The following is an 18,901-nucleotide window of genomic DNA, read 5'->3' on the forward strand; positions in this document are numbered from 1 at the left end:
TAACTTATAGTTTAAAATACTCACGTGAAAACTGACAGTCCCGCTCCATCTGGTGTTTCAATTCTTCCAAAGAGCCAAACTTCCGTTCTCCTCGTTCGTATGCAAAAAATTCTATGGTAATTTCCTTATCATAGATAGACTCCTGAAAATCAAAAATGAAAGTCTCCACACCCTTTTCATTTCTGTCTCCAACAGTTGGCTTATATCCAATATTGGTGATGCCATAAAAGATTTTTCCATCTAGTAAAATACGTGTTGCATATACTCCATTAGGTGGTACAAGCTTTTCCTTACTTGGTATTACATTGGCAGTCGGCATACCCAGTGTTCTGCCAATCTGGTTGCCGTAAACCACTTTGCCTGTGATGCTATAAGGCATGCCCAAAAGCTGATTAGCCTTTTCCAGATTGCCAGCCTGTAATTCCTGACGGATCCGTGTACTGCTTACCTCAGCCTCATCCAAAACTACTTTCTCAAATGCATTTACTTCAAACCCGTATTTCTTACCAAGTTCTTTTAGCATTTCCACATTTCCAGCACGGTTCTTTCCAAAGTGATAATCCTTTCCTACCACTACAGCTCTGGCACCCAGTTTTTCAGCCAGAACCGTGCGGACAAACTCTTCTGGTTCTGTATGCATGACTTCTTCGTTAAATGGATAAGAGATGAAATAATCTGATCCTAACTGCTCCACCTTCTTTACCTTTTCCGCTTCTGTATAAATTAAGCGGTTTGCCTGATTGGATACAACATTTCCAGGATGCTGGTAAAAAGAAAACGTAACTGCCTGCAGTCCTTTTTCCTTTAACTGAGTCACATAATGAATTAACAAACAATGTCCTATATGAAACCCATCAAACTTTCCTAATGAAACAGCAGTATTTTGCAAATGAAAATCCGTGGTATTCCAAATGTACTTCATCAAGTCCTGCCTCTCTTCTATAAAAACATTTTCTTTGGCTTTAAAAATCTCCGGTTTTCTGCTTCGAAGATCCCTACAAACCTGTTATTTTCATCGTAAACACGAAATTCCTGATTTTTTGAAGTGGTAACAGGCAAAGTCAAGAACGAAATCTCAATCTTGTTTCCATTATCCACGTATTTCTGATACTTCTTCGAAACGGTTACGGCATCTAGATGTTCAAATAAAGAATCTACTGGAATCAGTTTTTCTTCCACTGTACCTTCTGCCATAAGACGCTCTACTTCTGCTAAAGTGATACTGTCATCAAGCAGAAATGAACTCACCCTGGTACGTTTTAACTGTGCCATAGCACCGCCACAGCCAAGTTTTCCACCTATATCCTGACATAAAGTACGGATATAAGTTCCTTTGGAACATTCCACAGTCATAGTTACTGTTTTCTTTACCATATCAATCTCCAATATAGAAATTTTATGAATCGTAACCTGACGCGGCTTACGCTCCACCACTTTTCCTTCACGGGCAAGTTCATAAAGCTTTTTGCCATTTACCTTTAAGGCAGAATACATAGGTGGAATCTGATCATAAACACCTGTAAACGACATAACTGCTTCTCGAATTTCTTCCTCGCTTGCCGTTACATCCTGCTTATTTAAAATTTTCCCTGACAGATCCTGTGTATCCGTAACCACACCAAGCTGCATAACTGCTTCATAAGTCTTATCTTTATCTGTGAGTAAATCACATACTTTCGTCGCTTTTCCCAGACAGACAGGCAAAACACCTGACGCATCCGGATCTAATGTTCCAGTATGCCCAATTTTCTTTTGCTTTACAATGCCTCTAAGCTTCGCAACTACATCATGTGATGTAAATCCTTTTTCTTTGTATATATTTAAAATACCGTCCATACTAACTCCTAAGCGTATCTAGTTTTTTTAATTGTTCCTCAATATGAACTGTAATATTGTTGATTACATCATAAATGGTTCCATAAACCGTACAGCCAGCCGCTTTTACATGACCGCCGCCACCATATTGTTTTGCTACTGCACTGACATCCACATCATGATTGGACCGCATACTGACCTTATGCACAAGTGGTCCTGTCTCATGAATCAGAATGGCAACCTCTACCCCCTTTGTTACACGTAACTGATCAACCACACCATCTAAATCTTTTGAACCTGCACCATAAAAATCCATTGTTTCTTTCTTTACATAAGAAACAACACATTTTCCCTCTAATACCATGAAACTTTCCAACAGGCAGCGTCCTAAAATCTGGTTTTGCAAATAGGTTTTCTGATAAAATGTTTCATCTATGATCTTAGAAAATGGAACATCGTAGCTGATTAAGACTGCTGCAAGTTCCATTGTATGCCTCGTTGTATTACTATGTTTAAAAACCCCTGTGTCATGTATCATTCCAAGGTATAAGCACGTTGCAAGATCTGTATCCAGCAAATCTCTTTCCAACAGATCCATAAGCACTTCACAAGTAGAACTTGCTTCCGGCTTAATGAAATTGATATCTGCAAATCCCTGATTGGTGATATGATGATCTATATTGACTGTTCTCCCCGCATTATGAAACAGCGGTTCAGAAAAACCGAGCCGATCCAGATCTCCACTGTCCAGTGCAAAAAACAAATCGTAAACTGGTTTTTCTGAACCATCTATAGTTTGTTTTACAAGGCTGGAATTAGGCAGGAATAAAAACTCATCCTGCACATATTCCAGATAAACATCTACTTTTTTGTTGGGATACTTTTTTTTCAGGTAGTAGCAAAGCGCTAAACAAGAGCCAACACAGTCACCATCTGGTCTAACATGGCCGCCAATTCCAATTGCCGCTGCATGTTCCATTGACTCAAATATTGTACGCATGAACATTACTTCCTTCCTATTCTCCAGAATCCTCTTTTTCTGATTCCTCTTCATGACGGATATTCTTTGTTACTTCTTCAATCATTTTAGACATATTTACTCCATATTCAATGGACTGATCCAGAATAAACGTTAATTCTGGTGTATTTCTAAGGTTTAATCTTTTTGCCAGCTGGCTTCTGATAAATGGACCTGCCTTCTTTAATCCTTCCTTTGTTGCCTGCCTGCTTTCCTCATCACCAAGAACACTAATATATGCTTTCGCAAACTTTAAATCGGGTGTTACTTCAACCGATACAACAGAAGTCATAGGATTAATTCTAGGATCCTTTACTTCCATGCTGATAATACGGCTTAATTCTTTTTGTACTTCACCATTGATTCGAGTGTTTTTAATGCTGTTTTTTTTCACTATCTAGGCACCTCTTCCATTACATATAGTTCTATCTGGTCTAATTCATTGATATCGTTGAATTTTTCAAATACCAGACCACATTCATATCCAGATGCAACTTCTTTTACATCATCCTTAAATCTCTTTAAAGATGCTAACTTGCCTTCAAAGATCAACTCGCCTTCTCTTGTAATACGAGCAGAACATCCACGAACAACTTTTCCGTCTAATACATAAGAACCTGCAATTGTTCCAAGTCCAGAAGCTTTAAATACCTGACGTACTTCTACATGGCCAATTACCTTTTCTTCAAAGACAGGATCTAACATACCCTTCATGGCAGCCTGAATATCTTCAATTGCCTGGTAAATGACTTTATATAGTTTTACATCTACTTTTTCACGCTCAGACATTTCTTTTGCTGTATTGTCTGGCCTTACGTTAAATCCAATGATAATTGCGTTAGACGCACTGGCAAGTGTAACGTCGGATTCGTTAATGGCACCAACACCACCATGAATAATGCGGATTGCAACCTCATCGTTGGATAATTTTAATAAGCTTTGTTTTACCGCTTCCACAGAACCTTGAACATCCGCTTTCACAATAATGTTAAGTTCTTTGATATTACCAGCCTGAATCTGGGAGAATAATCCGTCTAAGGATAACTTGGCTTTTGTGTCATCTAATAATTTTTCCCTGCTCTGTTTAATATAAATTTCCGCAATGTTACGAGCTTCTTTTTCATTTTCTGTTGCCATGAAGATTTCACCAGCGTCAGGAACTTCATTTAAACCTAAAATCTCAACTGGCGTAGAAGGTGCAGCTTCTTTTACACGCCTTCCTTTATCATCCATCATGGCTCTTACTTTCCCATAAGCAGAACCAATCGCAATTGGATCTCCAACATGTAATGTTCCTTTTTGCACTAATACCGTTGCAACTGGTCCACGTCCTTTGTCAAGCTGTGCTTCGATTACAATACCTCTTGCAAGGCGGTCTGCATTGGCTTTTAATTCTAATACTTCAGCAGTTAATGAAATCATTTCAAGAAGTTCCGGAATACCTTCTTTTGTATGAGCAGATACCGGTACAAATACCGTATTGCCTCCCCAGTCTTCTGCAACTAATTCATGTTCTACTAATTCCTGTTTTACACGTTCAATATTGGCACTTGGTTTATCAATTTTGTTTACTGCTACAATGATTTCTACTCCTGCTGCCTTTGCATGGCTGATAGCTTCTACTGTCTGTGGCATTACACCATCATCTGCTGCCACAACTAAGATTGCAATATCGGTAGACTGGGCACCTCTCATACGCATAGATGTAAACGCTTCATGTCCTGGTGTATCTAAAAACGTAATTGTCTCGCCACCTCTGTCAACAACATAAGCACCAATATGCTGTGTAATGCCGCCAGCTTCTCTTTCTGTTACGGCTGTATGACGGATTGCATCAAGAAGGGAAGTTTTTCCGTGGTCAACATGCCCCATAACACAGACTACTGGAGGACGTTTGCTCATTAAGCTTTCGTCTTCTTCTTCCTCTTTTAATAATTCTTCGATTACGTCAACTTTTACTTCCTGTTCCGCAATGATATCATACTCTAATGCAATTTCTTCTGCTTCTTCAAATGTAATTTCGCTGTTGATAGAAACCATTTTGCCTGCTAAAAATAATTTTTTAACAATAACAGAAGCGTTTATCTTCATCTTATCAGCTAATTCCTTAATCGTTAATACTTCAGGAATTGTGATTTGCTTGATTTCTTCTTCTACCACTGGTTCTACTGCCTTAGGTTTCTGGAATGCACCTTTTCTGTTTGGATCTTTCTTAGGAGTTTCTGGAATGCCCTTCTTGCTATTACGTTTCCCATTTTTCCCATTTTTTCCGTTTTTCATTAATTCCATTGGATCATTATCGAAGTTTTTCTTCTTATCAAAACGGCTGTCATTCTGGCGTTTGCCTTTATTCTGTGCTCTGTTAGGCTTTTGTGTTTCTTCTGCCTTAGCAATCATCTTATCTAAACTGTCACCTGGTTTTCCGCCACGCCTGTCATTGCCTCCTAGTCTTCCACCATTATCACGGTTTCCGTATGGACGCCCGCCTTCATTTCTCTGTCCACCATTGTTATTGCGGTTAAATGGGCGGTCTCCATTTTCACGTCTCTGATATGGGCGGTCTCCATTATTGTTACGGCTGTAGGATCTGTCTCCATTGTTTGGACGGTCTCCATTTTCACGTCTCTGGTATGGGCGGTCTCCATTATTGTTACGGCTGTAGGATCTGTCTCCATTATTTGGACGGTCTCCATTTTCACGCCTCTGGTATGGGCGGTCTCCGTTACTGTTACGGTTCTGTCCATATCTTCCACCTTCACGGTTTCCATTCTGGCCCTGTCTGTTGTCATTTTTTTCTCTTCCCTGTCCGTTATTACGGAAATCTTTGTTCTGGCCTCTGCTCTGGCCATTGTTATTACGGTTTTGACCTTGGTTAGGTTTACGATCTGATTGTTCTCTTCTATTATCTTCTCTATTTTCCACTTTACTATCTATCCTTTTTTCCTCTTTTTGCGTTTCCTGTTTCTTATCCACACCACTTTGCATTGTCTGGTCCTTATTATTATTTAAACTCTTATTCTCTATAATAGTCACTACTTTCTCTGTTTTTTCTGCTTCATTCTGGACAGTTTCTTTTGCAGGTTCCTTTCTATTAAGAACAGAAGGTTCTGGCTTTTGTTTCTTTTCTAAAGGAATCTCTTGTTTTTTTAAAGCATCCTTATCATAAGTTTCCTCGTTACCAGGCTGCTTTTCTGAAGCTTCTTTCGAATTAGGTTTTTCTTCCTTAGGCTTCATTTGGTCATCCTGTTGTTTCGGATTAACCTTTTTAGGCGATATCTTTTCTTTCGTTACTTTTAATTCCTGATGTGCTTCCTCATTGATAGCAGCTTTATCAGCTGCCTTTAATGTATTATTATCGTCCTTTATGTCAACTTTTATTTCTTTCTTTTTAGAATTTTCGGCTACCTTTTCTAGTTTGTCGGCTTTTTCATTCAAGAAAATACTATCTTCTTCCATCTTCTTGGGTTTAAAGTTTTTTAATACAAACGCAATGGCTTCATCCTCAATATTGCTTTGAGGACTTTTCACGCCGAAGCCATTATTGTTCAGTGCTTTCACTAAATCTGTACTTTTTATATTTAGGCTTTTTGCTATTTCGTATATTCTCATTTTTGCCATACTGCCTACCTCCTATAAAAGTTGTTTTTCGACTGCACGGGCTAATCCCTGGTCAGTGAATGCCAAAGATGCTCTCATTTCCTTTCCCATTGCGTGACCTAGTTCCTCTTTCGTAGCAGTAAAATAAATCGGAACTTTATACCATTCACACATATTGGTAAATTTCTTTTTTGTATTCTGAGATGCATCTTCTGCCACAATGACTAAGTATGCTCTGTTTTCTTTCACAGCCTTTTCTGTTAAGAATTCCCCACAAGCTACATTTCTAGACTTGATTCCTAATCCGACATATGAAAGAATCTTAGTTTTGTTCAACCGCTGTCAGCTCCTTTTCCAATTGGTCATAAATTTCATCCGGGATGGTAGTTTTTAAAGACCTCTCAATAGCTTTTGTTTTTCTGGCTTTCTTCAGGCAATCGAAGGAATTGCATAAATAGGCGCCTCGGCCGTTTTTCTTACCTGTAAAATCAATTACGATTTCTTCTTCCGGTGTTTTTATCACGCGAATGAGTTCCTTTTTTGTCTTCATCTCTTTGCAGCCTGTACATTGCCTCATAGGGATCTTCTTTTTTATCATATGAAAAACCTCCCAACGTGAAATTAAAAATCAAAGCCGTTGTATTCATTCTCTCCGTCATGAAGATCTAGGCTGGGATCTGGCATGTCAGCACTAGCATCTAAAACAGAATGAACTTGTGACTCACTCTTAATGTCAATCTTATATCCTGTCAATCTAGCAGCCAAACGAGCATTTTGCCCTTCTTTTCCAATTGCAAGGGATAATTGATAATCTGGCACTACAACTTCTGCACTCTTTTCCTCTGTATCCACTTCAACTGAAACAACTTTTGCTGGGCTTAATGCATTTTCAATCAATACTTTTGGATCTTCACTCCAGGTAATGATATCAATCTTCTCTCCACGCAGTTCGTTTACGATAGCATTTACTCTCGCACCGTTCATCCCAACGCAGGCACCTACCGGATCAATGTCTGGATGTGAAGTATAAACTGCCATCTTGGTTCTGGAACCAGCTTCACGCGCGATACTTTTTATTTCAACGATTCCTTCACGAATTTCTGTAACTTCAGCTTCAAATAAACGTTTTACCAGTTCTGGATGGGTTCTGGAAACCGTAATTCTAGGTCCCTTTGTTGTATCCTTTACTTCAATAATATAAAGTTTGATACGGTCAGTTGGTCTAAAACGTTCCCCTTTCACTTGTTCGTTTTCTGTAAGAATCGCATCCACCTTACCTAAGTTTACGCTTACGTTGTTTCCAACATAACGCTGTACGATACCTGTTACGATATCTTTTTCTTTCTCATAGTACTGATGGTAAAGAACTTTACGTTCTTCTTCTCTGATTTTCTGAACAACAACCTGTTTTGCTTTCTGTGCAGCAATTCTTCCAAAATTAGCTGGTGTAACTTCTACTTGTACCGTATCCCCAAGGCTTGCTAATGGAAAGTTCAAGATACCTTCTGCTACACTGATTTCCGATGCAGGATCCGTTACTTCCTCTACAATCTTACGTTCTGCATAAACACCGACGGCTCCTGTTTCACGGTTAATATTTACTCGGATGTTGTCTGCTTTGCCAAAATGGTTTTTGCAAGCTGCAACTAGAGAGTTTTCTAATGCTTCTAATAAGATATCTTTGCTAATGTCTTTTTCCTTCTCAATCTGGTTTAATGCTTCGATTAATTCTTTATTTGAGTCCATTTTTATCCTCCTAAACTCGGCTTCTTATTGTTTCTTCTATGATAAGCTTTATTAACCTTTCCTGCTGTCCCATAACGGTACTGTTTAAAAAGGAATTGCTAACCGGATCATTGCAATATCTTTTCTTTGCAGTTCCATTGCTGATTCATCTTCCAGCTCAATTGTGACTGTGCTTTCATCAAATGCCGTTAAGAATCCGGAAAATTCTTTCACGGAAACTTCTTTGTTTTTACGCATCTGTTTGATGCCTTTATAAAGCTTGATTTCTACTTCTTCCCCAATGCTTCTTTTTAAGTCTTTGTCTTTCTTTAACTGACGGCCAAGTCCTGGTGAACTTACTTCCATAATATAAGAATCTTCAATAAAATCTTCTTTATCCAGCAAATCACTAAATTCTCTGCTTACAAGTTCACAGTCATCAACGGTAATACCACCTGGCTTGTCAATGAAAGCTCTTAAAAACCAGTTAGAACCTTCTTTTACATACTCCACATCTACTAGCTCGAATTGGTTTTTTGCAACAATCGGCTCAATCAATGCTTCCGCACGTTTTTCATAATCTTCCTTTTTGCTCATACTTAACTCCTTTGTTAGACGGTACGGAATCAAGTGCCAAATCATGGCATACGTTCTTCACACAAAAATACAAGGAGTGAACTTGCGTCCACTCCTTTCTAAATCGTTCCGTATCGTACTAATGTACTCTTCTAGTAGTTTAACACTTGTTGGTAAGAAATGCAAGAGGTTTTTGAAAATGTTTTGATGACATAGTAGTTTGCTTTATTTATTCCGACACTTTACTTCGTAAAATTCCCTTTTCGTAAACATGATTACCTGTAGAGCCTTTGTATGTATTTATTTCATCTTTAATTTGTTTAATTTGATCTTTATTAAACTCAGCCTCCTCAATATCTTTATTTCCATATATCTCTATAAGTGTTTTTTTCAGATTATTATACCCTAATCCGGCTCCATGGAAATGATCAAATTCTTTTCGATTAAACTTCTGGTCATCTAAGTATTTAGTCTGCATTCGCGGTTTTGATTTATTAGGACCTTTTGATTTATTAGATGCTTCATCTAAAGCAGGTTCTTCATATTTCACAAATGTATCTGTTCCACCATTGAAAATATCATATACTAATCCATCCGACTTTTGATACCCCGCAGCAATCTCATCATGATGATGTCTTATCACATACCCTCCAACATGAAACGTATCTTTTTCTCTTCCTTTTGTTGTATACAGCCACACTTTTGCTTTATCATTAGTACGAAATGCATCGCCATGTTCATTTCCTTGAATTCCTCCTTTTTCCTTTGCCTTTTCTTTACATGCCTCTTCCCCTTCACACAATGCTGCATTAACCCCTTTTACCCAATAAAACCCATTTTCATTTTTAAGAATTTTATTCGCTGTTAGTCCGTTATCATTATGCATTCCGAGTGCCCTCTGCATAACGCCCCCACCACGTCCGCCATCTTTTAATTCTCCTCCAGCACTTTTACACTGCAAAGCCTTTGCTCCCATTACATCCGCTTCCTGTTCTAATCCTGCATTGTCATTGACACTCATCCCATTGACCGTAGTAGTTGGCTTAACTCTCCCCTGTTTCTGCTGCACCACATGCCAAGCCTCATGGGCAAGATGCTTTTCCTGTCCAGGTGCCACATGAATATCCGTTCCGCTTGTATAAGCATGGGCCTGTACCATAGCCGGCTTGGATGAATTAAAATGCACTTTTACATCATCCATACTATACCCAGACATGGACTCAATACCCGACTTTAACTGATCCGAAAGTCCTGTATTGTTTTTCTTTCTCTGTATGTTCTCAATCGGTCTGAAATCACTTGCCTTTAACTGATGTGTTACCATAGAAGTCCTGCCTGCTGCCTGACTTACTTTCCCACTCACGCTTGAATCATGATGTAACAGATTCTTTTTTCTTTCCACTTGATACATTTTTATTCCTCCAACCATTCTATCCAATCGTTCCATGACTTTCTATTACTACCTTATATATAAATAATACTATAAACATGGCAAAAAAGAAAGACTTGCATTTTATGTAAAAATCAAGTAACTTAACCGCCTATCCCACCACAATTTTCATTCTGCTTCCTCAGCAGAAGCAAAAATCCTCACAAAATTTTTAAATTGTTTAAAAAAATACTTGCATTTTCATCCTATATGTTGTATTATTATTTTCGTCGTTAAGGCCTGTTGGTCAAGAGGTTAAGACGTCGCCCTCTCACGGCGAAAACAGGGGTTCGAGTCCCCTACAGGCTGTTTTTTATTTAACATATTATCTAGAATGCTGTTTTGTGATTCTGCTCATGAAACAGTATTTTTTTTGTAGCTTTTATCCCTATTCTTTTTCTCCATTTTTTTCTTTCCTATTCCTTTCTGCAACTTATGCTGTATTTTTTATCAGCTTGATACATTTTTTTATTCATTTTGACGAAAAACATATCTTTCTTAGAATTAATATGGTATAATAGTCCCGAATGAAAGGAGGCATAGGGGAATTTAAATTACATTACGAAAGAGAAAACAGTTGTCTGCATGATTCTTGACTGCATGGATTTATTTACAAGTAATGTTTTACTTGCCATAAGTTTTTGCTAAAGTCTTTCATCCAGCTAACTGCTATTAAAATTGTGCAACTGCATAAAAATTTTAGGAGGGTTAAATATGAAGAAAATTTTAAGTGCATTACTAACATTAGCTTTAGTATGTAGTCTTTTCGCTGGTATGCCTATTGTTAAGGCAGCACCAAGCAATGCAACTTTATTAAACACTTATGCAAGTTTATTTGGCCACACAGGAACATGTGTATATCCAGCCCAGTGGGATAATGGAAGCATCCGTAACTTCATCAAAGGGGAATACAACAGTATTACAATGGAAAATGAAATGAAACCAGATGCTGTCTTAAGAAGCAACACAATGTCTGTTTCCCAAGCTAAAGCTCAAGGTTACAACATCCCAAGCAACTACACAGACAGCAAAGTTCCTACCTTAAACTTCTCTACCATTGACAAAATGATGAAAGCTGCTGCTGAAAACGGTTTACAGATTCGTTACCACGTTTTAGTATGGCATGCTCAGACTCCAGACTGGTTCTTTAGAGCTAACTACTCTTCAGGAAGCGGTTATGTCGGAAAATCTCAGATGAATGCCAGATTAGAGTTCTACATCCGTTCCGTAATGGATCACGTAATGAACAGCCAGTATGCTAACACTGTATATGCATGGGACGTTGTAAATGAATACATGCATGCACAGAACTGCGGATGGTTATCAATCTACGGTGGTGTTAATACAAGACCTGACTTTGTTAAATTAGCATTCCAGATTGCTCATTCCGAATTAGTAAAATTCAACAAACAGAACTCTGTTTCCTTATTCTATAATGACTTTAATACATACATGGATTGTGATAAGATTATCAGCATGATTAACTTCATCAATGCTGAGGGCAAAATCTGTAATGGTATTGGTATGCAGTCCCACTTAAGCTCATCTTTCCCAAGTCCATCTTATTACAAACAGGCATTAGACAAATTCGTAAAACAAGGTTATGAAATTCAGATTACAGAGTTAGATGCAGGCGGTAAAAACGATTCCGATCAGGCTACTTACTACAAACAAATCATGAGTGCTATCCTTTCTGCGAAGAAAGCAGGCGGTAACATTACTGGTATTACATGGTGGGGACTTCATGATGGTGCTTCCTGGAGAGGAAATGACAAACCATTATTATTCTCTAGCTTAGGTGTTAAAAAACCTGCTTATACTGCAGTTTTAGATGCTTACTTTGATGCTGGATACCAGATCGGTTCTAAACCATCTAATCCTTCTACCCCTGTAGTTTCTAAAGCTCCAGTAGTATCTGAAAAATTAGATGACGGCACATATTATATCAAAAACGTTCTTTCTGGAAAATACCTACAAGTTAAAGATAACAAAGGTGCTGATGTTCAGAATGTAGAAATCGGTACAGGTACAGGTGTTCAAGGTCAGAAATGGGTATTAAAGAACAATAGTGACGGAACTGTAACATTAACAAGTGCATTAGGAAACTACAGCTTAGACATCGCGAATGGTGTTGATGAAGATGGTGCTAATGTTCAGATTTACAGCTCCTGGGGTGGAGATGCCCAGAAATTCTATGTAGTAAAAACTGCTACAAATGGTGTTTACGAAATTTCAACAAAAGCAAGTGCTGGTACTAAAGTTCTCGATGTTTACGAACGTCGTACAGACGATGGAACAAACATTATCCAATGGACTTCTAACGGAGGCACAAATCAGCAGTTCGTTTTTGAAAAAGTAAATAGCACTACTACTCCATCCGTTGCTCCATCCACAGCTCCTTCAGTAGCTCCTTCTGCTGCTCCTTCTGCTGCACCAGTTACATCAACAGGTGTTACTTATGACTACAAAGTTGTTAGCGACTGGGGTAATGGATTCCAAGGTCAGGTTGTTGTTACTAACAAATCTGGCAAAGCAATCAACAACTGGACATTAACATTCAATGCTAACTTTAAAGTAGCAAGCTTATGGGGTGCTGATTTTGCTGGACAATCTGGTTCTAAAGTAACAGTAAAAGCTCCATCTTGGGATGGTAACTTAGCAAACGGTGCTTCTGTAACAATCAACTTCGTTGCTGAAGGTTCCGACAAGAGTGCACCTTCCAGCTACACAATCGGTTAATCGATCACTTGATACAATAAACGACATTAGTTAATACCGATTTTAAACCATCTTCTTAATTAGAAAAATCCAGAAGAATTCAGTGTTTTAAGAACCTGATTTTCTTCTGGATTTCTATTTTATATACTCTTTTCTGATGATAGCTGATTACTTCCACACTATACTAAATGATAGCCATTTGCTTTTATTAAACTTTGAATTTTCGTGAATGTTTATGTAAATGATTAGAGAGCTGTAACAAGCCTTCCGTTTCAACCTTACACTGCCTGATGTTTTCATTCAATTCATTTATAGAAGCCGTTGTCTCTTCCGTCCTTGCTGCATTTTCTTCTGCTAATCTAGCTAAATTTACCGCTAATTCTGCCACTCCCGTTACAAGTCCATTTAAAACCTGTATTCTGTCATCAATAGTTCCTGCTGCATTTGCAACTTCTATTATTTCCTGATTCAAATGAATAAACATGTCTTTTGTAACCGTAAGCTTATCGTTTTGAATGTCAACCGTTCTCGTTACTTCTTTCATCGTTGCCACACTTACATTGGAATTTTCAATTAAATGATCCACAATTTCTGCAATTTTTACTGCGGAATCACGTGACTGTTCAGAAAGCTTCCGAATTTCATCTGCTACAACTGCAAACCCTTTTCCATCCTCACCAGCACGTGCCGCCTCAATGGATGCATTAAGAGACAATAAATTTGTCTGATCTGCAATGTCTGCTATCAGCTCCGTGGCAGACTGTATCGCTAACGCAGAATTATTGGTTAAATCTGTCTTCTCATGTACATCTTCCACAGAATTTTTTGTCAGTTTCGCAATTTGTTCCAATTCTAATAATGTCTGTTCCGCTGTATTACTGTATTCCGTCATCTTCTTACAGCTGATATTCAATCCTTTAACATTGTCAGCCGTATTTCCAATGGCACTTACCATGCCAGAAACTTTTTCATTTGCATCTTGTGTCTGTTCCGCCTGAGTTACTGCACTGCTTGCAACATCTTCTACTGCTCTGGATATATCTTCCGTAATATCACTAATATGTCTTAAGGAATCATCAAACACTTCGGCCCCTGCCTTAACTTGATCTGATGCCTCTATAATTTCCACAATCATTTCCTTCATTGCCTGAATCAGTTTATGTACTGCATTTGATATTTTTCCTATTTCATCTTTTCGCTGGCTTAATTTATCATCCAGAACAAAGGCAAGATTGTTGGAAGCTACACTGTCAAGTCCTTCAACCGCATGGGCAAGGCTCCTTAACATTCTCCTTACAAATGCAACCCCTATTCCCACTGCAATTAACAGGATTCCACTTATTATGAAAATTAACCGTCCCGTATTCTTTTTCATTTGTTTATCAACAGCTAATTTAGCTTTTCCTGTAAAAATAATACCGATAATATCATTATTCTGCTGTCTCAAAGGTATGTAATAGCCACAATACTCCGAGTCTGCAATCCACATGTCTGGATTAAAGTACTCTTCTCCATTTAGCACCTTATCCGCAATATCCTCGTCTAACGTTGTTCCCACAATCCGGTTGCCCTCATTATCTAACAATGTAGTAATCATTCTGGTATTTCCCCAGAATACTGTTACATTAATATCTGTTCTTTGTTTTACTTTGTCAATCAAACTGTAATTATCCGTTAATACCTGGTTTCCTTTAAATAATTTTCCGTCACGATATTCGTAATCTCCTTCTGCATATAATTCATACTGATCCAATACAGTGTAGGCCAATGATTTCAATTCTTGAGAAATTAAATCATACGATAATGTCTTTTGCGATGAGTACCCTATACCACAAGCAGCCAGCCCAAATCCCGCCAATGGTATAATTATTAAAAGCATAATTTTTAATGTAATACCTCTACCCTTCTTTTCCATTATACATATGTACCTCCTATTTTATTATCCTTTTTACATTATAACACAGATAATAGAAAGCAACAAGCATCGTAATTTTGCACAAATAATTCAATCTATTTTTAGTCAAATAGTGCCGTTACAACGATTATTAAAGTCGTTATAACGGCACTCACATGAAATATGCCTAATTTAATTATTCGATAACATTAACTACTTTTCCATCATATATAACTTCTACACTGCCTGCTTCAAAATCACTATATGCTGACCAGTCTGCCTGATTGAAACGAATACCTAATGTTAATTGGCCATTTACAATTTTCTGTTCTGTATCGAACGTGATATCTAAGTATCCATTACCAAATGTTCCTTTTACATCTTCTCCGATTGCCTGATAGAATGGTGCCTGGCTTTGCTGAAGCCCAGCAGAATCACACCAGAATTTCTGTTCTTTGCTTCCGTTTTTCTTGTAGTTGTAACGAATAGTTAATTTAGATAAATCAACTGTTCCCTGTTTTGCAATAATATTGTAAACCTGAGAGATTCCTCCACCGATTGTAGTTGCCACTTCTACCTGAGGTGCCAAACTATCACCAGATACAACGGGCTCTTTGCTTGGTTTCACGCTTGGTACCACACTTGGCTCTACCGATGGTTCCACACTTGGCACAATGCTTGGCTCTACCGATGGTTCCACGCTTGGCACAATGCTTGGCTCTACCGATGGTTCCACGCTTGGCACAATGCTTGGCTCTACCGATGGTTCCACGCTTGGTATAACGCTTGGCTCTATGCTTGGTTCTGTAACTGCTCCTACAGATGATTCAACAGATTTTACTTTACCTGTAATAGTGTCACCACTACATGTAATACCATATGTTACTACAGTTCCATCATAGAATCTGAAGATTAAATCAAGGTCTTTTCCGCCAGTAACCTTTAAGTAATTTGGTAACATTTTGATTTCATTCGTAGTATAATCAGCAGTCCACTCTGAATCATACTCTAAGAATCCCCACCACCAGTTGTTGGATACCCAGCCACCAGTAGCTGTCTGAGAAGTAGCTTTTTCTGCAACTGCTCCGTTAAATTCTACAGGAATATTGAACTCTTCTGTTGTTCCTGTAGCAGCTTTTAATTCTGGAGTATTATAGTAAACAATATGTTGTTCCCAATCAGCTCCTGCACTGAATTTCATTGTTAATGTTGCTTTCTTGCCATAATCACCTGTAATGAATGGTGCAATATAACTTCCTTTTAATGTTACTGTTTCATTTGCATATGTATAATCTTTCCCTTCTGTTAATTCTGTGTCGCCATTAAAAAGACCCACAAATTTGTTGCCATTTAACGTTAAAGGCATTTTTACATCTGCATTCTTTGTATTCTCGTTTACAAAAATAGTATCAAGGCCTGTTGTATAAGAAGAACGTCCTTTCATGCAAGCTTCAATCATATTGCCGAATGTTGGGTTCTTCCATTCATATTTATAACGATCCATATGCTGCCCGTTATCCCACAACATTAAGCAGATGCCTTTTTGTTTTGCATAATAATTGATGTATTCTAAGTATTTTAATGTTTCACCGTTCTGCAAACCATAATCGGATTTATCAAATCCTAATAAACCATATTCACCACATACAACACCGATACCCTTAGCAACTAAGTTATCATATACACTATCAAAGGAAGAAACTAAAGAATTTCTTGGTGTGATATCAACACCATCTGTCTGCCATAATACTTCGTCAAATTTTGTTTTTCCTAAATTTGAGCTATATACCCACTGGCTATAATAATGGAAGGTAGCGATAATATTCTCATCATGTAAGCTTGCAATGTAGTCATAAAGACCTTCACAGACAGAAGCTGCATCATTTGTTGTATAAGTAGGGAATACTAACATTCTAGTTGCATTATTTCCACCTGAATTTCTGCAGATATCATATAATGTCTGGTTGATTTCGTTGGTATGTTTCACACCTGTTGGAATGCCCCAATCCATTGTAGCATCATTGTACTGAGGCTCATTAATAGATTCAAACATTAAATGTTCGTCGGCATCTTTAAATGTTTCACATAACTGTTCCCAGATTTTTGTATACTCAATGTATACTGGAGAAAATTCATTTAACTGCCAGTTTTTCATCCAGTTCCAAGAATCATGATGTAAGTTAATCATTACATAGAAACCTTCATCCAATGCCCAATTTACTACTTCTACATATCTGTCTAAGTAATCTTTGTTAATATTGTATTCTTTATCACAACGTCCCATTACTGTAAACGGAATACGAATACTATCAAATCCTCTTTCTTTGATTTCATGGATTAGTTCTTTGGTTACTACTGGATTTCCCCATGATGTTTCACCAGTATCATACTGATAATCACTGTTAAAGCTATCGAAACTGTTTCCTAAATTCCATCCATCTCCCATTGCTTCCACATAAAGCTGGGATTTTGTTTTTGTTGCTGCTTTTACAATTTCCTTGGTAGCAAAAATATCTGATGGCAATAAAGTTGCTACCATTAATAAGCAAAGTAAAAGAGCGGTCACTTTTCTTTTCATTTGTCCACTTTCCTTTCCTATTTTCTTTTTATTCCCTTATTTGCAAATACATTTTATCATCCAGCTTTTTTGTCTTCAATTCTTTTTGCATAAAATAGGGAGATTCTTTACTTAACATGTATTCGACACGTTTCGACACACATTTTCCAAAAAAAGGTGGTAAAAATACCTAAAATATTATAGGCTTTTTACCACACAATTTCGATTATTTCAGCCAAAAAATTCTCTGTTACATATTTAGAAATTGCAGTTACCAATCATCAATGCAAAATATCCCCATTCCCATATGACAGATTGAAAACTATCTTTTAAATACTCATAAATATCTTCCTGATCGTATCCTGTCATTCTTGATATAATTACGATATAATCTCTTATTTCTTCATATGACAATTTTTCACAATCATTTTCCAGCCATTTTAAGAAAAGCGCCTGCCTTATTACTGCATATTCCATTCCAATCCATTGCAGCATTATTATTAAATTTTCCAAATTCGAATCTGGCAGCAGAAATGTATTATATATCTCAATTGTAATATAATTTCTAATAAGAGCCTCATAGCCTGCTAACACTTTTTCAAATCCTTTTAGCTTTTTTTCTAACCAGTTTTCTTCATATCCTTCAAGCAAATCCTCAGCTTTTTTAACTATTGTTTCCAAATAAGCAGTATATAGATTCTGTTTTCTGTAATTATCACAAATATCAAGCAGCAGCTCATTGCACTCATCAAACGTATCTAATTGATGAAATTCCATTTCTCCTATAATCCCTTGTAGTTCATTTAAAATTTCTTGTTTACGATAGACTTTAATAGACTTCTTGTTTAATTTTTTTTCTTCCAGAAAGGAAAGCAGCATATAAAATCCTATCATAAAACCATTTGTAACGGATATCTTTTTCTCTTGCATTATGCCTACTAAATTTCTTCTAATTTCTTCCAATAAACTTATACTTTCTCTATTGCCCTCCTTTATTAAAGTTATCTGCTCTCTTCTTCTAAGACAGTCAACTACTTCTGGGCAACAAGATGTCAGAGAATATTCTTTTCTATCTGAAAATTCATGTACTATCCTAGGAAATACTTTGCATGTTTTAGATATACTCTCTTCTCCAAATTTATTTACTAATTTACATAGTTTCTGTTCCGTCAAATAGGGACATTTTTTATCTTCATCTAATTTCATTATTTTATTTCCATCTCGTTCCTCTACCTTTTCAATTAAGGATTCTTCACACTGTTTTTGAAATGCAGACCACTTTGATAGAGTTTCTTCATCAATTTCTATTTTCCATTCTTGACAACATGTAATAGAACATTCTCCAGCTATACAGGAAAATGTGTCATAAAAATCTATTTTACTTTCCTTCATCTTTAAGTTACCTCTCTAACATTATTTCTATTATAATACAAAAAAACTGACAATTTAATGTCAGTTTCTAATCCTTTCCTATTTAAAATGGGACCTACAGGGCTCGAACCTGTGACCCTCTGCTTGTAAGGCAGATGCTCTCCCAGCTGAGCTAAGATCCCATAGTCACAAAATAAAATT

At 37.3% G+C, this 18,901-nt stretch carries 14 protein-coding genes and 2 tRNA genes; 2 read left to right on the forward strand and 14 right to left on the reverse strand.

Going from position 1 to position 18,901, the window contains the following annotated elements; genetic code table 11:
- Positions 1–4: 4 nt before the first annotated feature.
- The 10 genes from BMY85_RS05045 to BMY85_RS05090 form a co-directional block, all read right to left on the reverse strand.
- Positions 5–922, reverse strand: coding sequence for a bifunctional riboflavin kinase/FAD synthetase (locus tag BMY85_RS05045; protein WP_092477111.1), 918 nt, complete (start codon positions 920–922; stop codon positions 5–7).
- Between the two features lie 17 nt (positions 923–939).
- Positions 940–1,836: a tRNA pseudouridine(55) synthase TruB gene (truB, locus tag BMY85_RS05050; protein ID WP_092477113.1), complete on the reverse strand. Its 897-nt coding sequence runs from the start codon at positions 1,834–1,836 to the stop codon at positions 940–942.
- Position 1,837: 1 nt separating this feature from the next.
- The gene (locus BMY85_RS05055; RefSeq protein ID WP_092477115.1) at positions 1,838–2,815 is read right to left on the reverse strand and encodes a DHH family phosphoesterase; all 978 of its coding nucleotides are present in this window, start codon (positions 2,813–2,815) and stop codon (positions 1,838–1,840) included.
- A gap of 16 nt (positions 2,816–2,831) precedes the next feature.
- Entirely contained in the window at positions 2,832–3,227 is a 396-nt protein-coding gene (gene rbfA / locus BMY85_RS05060) for a 30S ribosome-binding factor RbfA (RefSeq protein ID WP_092477117.1), read from the reverse strand.
- On the reverse strand, positions 3,227–6,451 hold the full coding sequence (infB, locus tag BMY85_RS05065) for a translation initiation factor IF-2 (RefSeq protein WP_092477119.1): 3,225 nt from the start codon (positions 6,449–6,451) through the stop codon (positions 3,227–3,229). Before infB ends, rbfA begins: the two co-directional genes overlap by 1 nt.
- A 12-nt stretch (positions 6,452–6,463) precedes the next feature.
- Positions 6,464–6,766, reverse strand: coding sequence for a L7Ae/L30e/S12e/Gadd45 family ribosomal protein (locus tag BMY85_RS05070; protein WP_092477121.1), 303 nt, complete (start codon positions 6,764–6,766; stop codon positions 6,464–6,466).
- Positions 6,753–7,028 carry an RNase P modulator RnpM gene (gene rnpM / locus BMY85_RS05075; protein ID WP_092477123.1) on the reverse strand — a complete coding sequence of 92 codons (276 nt, stop codon included), beginning with the start codon at positions 7,026–7,028 and terminating at the stop codon, positions 6,753–6,755. Before rnpM ends, BMY85_RS05070 begins: the two co-directional genes overlap by 14 nt.
- Before the next feature lie 23 nt (positions 7,029–7,051).
- Positions 7,052–8,176 carry a transcription termination factor NusA gene (gene nusA / locus BMY85_RS05080; protein WP_092477125.1) on the reverse strand — a complete coding sequence of 375 codons (1,125 nt, stop codon included), beginning with the start codon at positions 8,174–8,176 and terminating at the stop codon, positions 7,052–7,054.
- An 84-nt stretch (positions 8,177–8,260) separates the two neighbouring features.
- Positions 8,261–8,752 carry a ribosome maturation factor RimP gene (locus tag BMY85_RS05085; protein ID WP_092477127.1) on the reverse strand — a complete coding sequence of 164 codons (492 nt, stop codon included), beginning with the start codon at positions 8,750–8,752 and terminating at the stop codon, positions 8,261–8,263.
- 208 nt (positions 8,753–8,960) lie between these two features.
- A complete protein-coding gene (locus BMY85_RS05090; protein ID WP_242939680.1) occupies positions 8,961–10,142 on the reverse strand; it encodes an eCIS core domain-containing protein in 1,182 nt (393 codons plus the stop codon).
- Between the two features lie 255 nt (positions 10,143–10,397).
- Between BMY85_RS05090 and BMY85_RS05095 the strand changes: the two genes are divergently transcribed.
- Both BMY85_RS05095 and BMY85_RS05100 read left to right on the forward strand, forming a co-directional pair.
- Positions 10,398–10,469: transfer RNA gene (locus BMY85_RS05095), tRNA-Glu, on the forward strand.
- Positions 10,470–10,874: 405 nt separating this feature from the next.
- Positions 10,875–12,899, forward strand: coding sequence for an endo-1,4-beta-xylanase (locus tag BMY85_RS05100; protein WP_092477131.1), 2,025 nt, complete (start codon positions 10,875–10,877; stop codon positions 12,897–12,899).
- Positions 12,900–13,086: 187 nt separating this feature from the next.
- On the opposite strand, the gene BMY85_RS05105 is transcribed toward BMY85_RS05100, so the two are convergent.
- The 4 genes from BMY85_RS05105 to BMY85_RS05120 all read right to left on the reverse strand — a co-directional run bounded on the left by BMY85_RS05105 (position 13,087) and on the right by BMY85_RS05120 (position 18,882).
- Positions 13,087–14,793 carry a methyl-accepting chemotaxis protein gene (locus tag BMY85_RS05105; RefSeq protein WP_092477133.1) on the reverse strand — a complete coding sequence of 569 codons (1,707 nt, stop codon included), beginning with the start codon at positions 14,791–14,793 and terminating at the stop codon, positions 13,087–13,089.
- A gap of 175 nt (positions 14,794–14,968) precedes the next feature.
- Positions 14,969–17,350: a cellulase family glycosylhydrolase gene (locus BMY85_RS05110; protein ID WP_092477135.1), complete on the reverse strand. Its 2,382-nt coding sequence runs from the start codon at positions 17,348–17,350 to the stop codon at positions 14,969–14,971.
- A gap of 237 nt (positions 17,351–17,587) precedes the next feature.
- Positions 17,588–18,721 carry a flagellin lysine-N-methylase gene (gene fliB / locus BMY85_RS05115; RefSeq protein ID WP_092477137.1) on the reverse strand — a complete coding sequence of 378 codons (1,134 nt, stop codon included), beginning with the start codon at positions 18,719–18,721 and terminating at the stop codon, positions 17,588–17,590.
- Between the two features lie 88 nt (positions 18,722–18,809).
- Positions 18,810–18,882: transfer RNA gene (locus BMY85_RS05120), tRNA-Val, on the reverse strand.
- Between the last annotated feature and the right edge of the window lie 19 nt (positions 18,883–18,901).

The organism is [Clostridium] polysaccharolyticum (genome assembly GCF_900111595.1).
GTDB lineage: Bacteria > Bacillota > Clostridia > Lachnospirales > Lachnospiraceae > Clostridium_AI > Clostridium_AI polysaccharolyticum.